1 protein-coding gene and 1 pseudogene are annotated in these 3,361 nt (G+C 42.0%); both read right to left on the bottom strand.

All coding sequences use genetic code 11. From position 1 onward, the window contains the following. Positions 1-1,251: pseudogene (locus BQ5209_RS10110) on the bottom strand (hypothetical protein); the annotation flags it as partial. 11 nt (positions 1,252-1,262) lie between these two features. After that, positions 1,263-3,361 (bottom strand): type VI secretion system Vgr family protein (locus BQ5209_RS10105; RefSeq protein WP_085248672.1); only part of this gene is annotated, 2,099 nt, incomplete at its 5' end.

The raw sequence follows: 3,361 nt of genomic DNA, 5'->3' as shown, positions 1-3,361 counted from the left end.
CACTAAATCACCCGCTTTAATTGGAAAGGGTTTATCTAAGACCACTACTTCGTTGTATTTTTTCCCTCTGACTATATTTTCAAGGCAATCATACCAAACTTTTTTCTTTTCTGTTGGTAACGGTAGTGTGGGTTTGCCATCTCGAACCACTTCCATTAACTCAACATAACTTTTCGATTTTTTCTCTTCTGATATTTTAACTTGTGTGCCCACTGGTAGCATTGAGTAAAGTTTTTTATCGTTTTTATCCTTAAAGTCATTCCAGACTCTTAAACCTTTAGATTTTACTAAATTAGCGTTCAACTCTTTTTCTTTTTTTTCTTTCGTCAATCCTGTATCGGTTTCACTGCCCAGTATTTCAAATTCTGATGTTGTTACTACTTTGCCGGTATACACCCAACCTAAAATATCGACTTCTGTTCCTGTTTTATCACATTTGTATTTTATAGGTTTTAATTCAGGAATTGAAAAATACCCTTCGACAAAATTCGAAACAGCATACCATTCATATTTTTCATCATGCAAATCTAGATTTAAATTGACTTTTGTGCCTTTTTGTAACACTGCGCGTATATTTTTATTATTTGAATTATCGGGTGTTTCTCGAATATTTAACCCATCTACGTAATCTAATTCTTTATGCCCTATACGGACACGATAAATATCCTGCTCCCAAAATGCGGGTGTTGGCTCGTTAGGATTTTTGTCGTAATAGTTTGTATCCGCTAAATGCATATACAAACTATAAAAATAAAGACGGTGTCCTGGCTGTTTTTCTTTTGCTTGCTCGGTAGTGTTGGGTGTTGTCTCTGACGTTGTCGCCGCTCCAGATGAAGCGGATGTGTCGGTCGCTGTCCCTTCTGTATTGGTGTTATTTTCGGTTGTATCGCTTTCTGAGGCTGACGCTTCTTCTATACGCTCCATTTCAAGTAAGTGCCTAACCAGAACAAAACCGGTTGAGAAAAAAACAACTTCATCGCCTTTATCTATTTTTTGATAACGGTCATTAACGCGGTAGGCGATAACCTCGCCATCAGCAATACAATGCACTCTACGCGCTTTTTCATTCCCCAACTTTTTAAGCACATTTGAATCAAAATGAACACCACTGTGTATAAGCTTGTTTACACTGACAGGATAAAACCCCGTTGATACCGACATTAATGCTTCGTAATAAGCATTTGCGCTTAATTTCTCTTTTCCATCTATAATAACGGGATATTTCCATTTTTTTACCGCTGATAATGTCATTTTTTAGTTCCTTAACCTGAAAAATTAATATGGTCACTCTCTATTAATCGCCTAAGCGCGACATCAACATCACTTTTTGAGAATTTAAGTTTATTATCATTTATACTTGCCGACCCCATCTTCTGCATCACATTACATTTAAGATAGATATTATCCGGTGTGCCAAGTTCGATGCCTTCACTGCTGATTTTGATATAAGAGCCACCGCAGATTAACGTTAGTTCATCGCTCGCTGTAATAGTTACCTCACCATCCACACTATCCACTTCGATATCTTGCTTGGCAGCTATATTGAGATTGGCGTTTTGGGCTTGCACTTCAATATCACCTTGGTTGGCAAATAGTTTCATGCCTGATTTTTGGGCAAATAAGCCAATCGCTTCAGCCGATGAAAGGGTGACGTTGTTTAAAGCGTTGATGTCGGTTTGATGTTCGCTGGTTAAGGTCAGGCTGTTAGCTGTTGTCAGTTGAATATTTTCAGGGCTGGTTAAAGCAATGCCTTCTTGCGCATAGGCTAAAATGCCACTTTGGGTTAGCTGAGTTAAGTTGGCTTTAAGTTGCGCTTGGCTGTCGGTATCGGCGCTGTGCGCCTCGGACTGAGTAGCCGCATTTTGTAGCGCTTTGGCAATAGAGAGGGCATTTTCAATTTGGGCAATCGCCGCTTGCATATCAAGCTGTTTGCCTTGCGCTTTCGGCTCGGTTTGGGTAGTTAAGTATAAGCCTTTGTTAGCGGCAATCGCCCCCCATTCGTCGGTGCGCAGTTCAAAACCCTCTCCGCGCGCTTCTTTATTTTGGTTAACTAAGTGACCTAGGTTAAGCTGAGTTTTGCCGTATTCGGTAGCCAGTTTAATATGCTCTTGCCCACGTTTATCATCCATGCGCAGTTTGTTGTTAGCCGGGGTGCGAATCACATTGCGGTGTTTGTTAATGGTGGTGACAAGGTCGGGGTGAGCACTATCATGCATCGCATGGGCAATATAAGGTCTGTCTGGGTTGCCCTGCATAAAGGCAATGGCCACTTCGGTGCCGTCAATTAAGGGAAAGTGAAAACCATAGGTGTTACCTGCATAAGGTTTAGCTAAACGTACCCATAAGCTTTCACTGCCATTTTTCCATTCTTTCAGGTCAACATTAAATTTAACTCGGTAACGCCCTTGGGTATCAATATAGCCATAAGTGTCATTGTCTGGACTGGTGACTCTGGCAGGTAACGTGCCACTGACTTGTGGCCAACGTATGGGCGCGGGGCGATAGGGTTTTAAGGCTTGATAGGGAATAGCGGTAAAGGTGAGTTCATAGGCATCAGTGCGATTACCTTGCCCCTGTACACTTAAAATGATGATACCGTCATTAATATCTGCTAGCGGACTGCCGTTGAGGTTAATCCATTGACCGGGAGCAAGGTTATAGCGGTTACTCTTGCCTTTGAGGATAATTTGCTGGCTAATAGCCTGTTCATGACGAATACGGGCATACCACTGACCGCTTTCAATCTGATTATCGTCATGCCTGTTATGCTCATTAGGATTATTGCCGTTATCACGATTATCATTATTATCTTGGTTATCATCATCATCGCTATTATCGCCACGAGTTGACAAGTTTTCTTGTCCGTTGCTATCTAAACCTTTATAGTGCTCGGCATAGCGATAGTCAGTGCCGTAGGTGGTAAGGTCTTTGGGTTGGGTGTTAACTTCCCCCTGTAAATCAGCGAGGGCATCACGGTAGTTATAGTCTTGTACCTTGATTGAGGAGGTCACCACTTCACTATGCAGGCTGATATCCCACACACTTTCCACGCCACTATCTGCCATACCACTGGGCGGTTTATAGTCAATATCGGCCACTTGCGCATAGCCTTGCTCATAATCACTTAACACCATCACATCACAATGATGTTCGGCATGCGTTTCAAAGCGAAACCAAATACCGACATCGGCCAATAAGCGTTGAATAAAGGCAAGGTCACTTTCTTGCCATTGAGTGATAAACGCCCGCTCTGGGTAGCTATCTTTTAGTTCTAAACGGTAATCAATGCCCGTCAAACCATGACTGCGCAGCACTTCTTCAACTACACTCACCACGCTTTGATTTTGAAATATCGCACTAT

The organism is Gilliamella mensalis (assembly GCF_900103085.1).
Lineage (GTDB): Bacteria > Pseudomonadota > Gammaproteobacteria > Enterobacterales > Orbaceae > Gilliamella > Gilliamella mensalis.
Note: the sequence above shows the minus strand (reverse complement) of the source record. Positions and strands in the feature narration are given on the sequence as shown.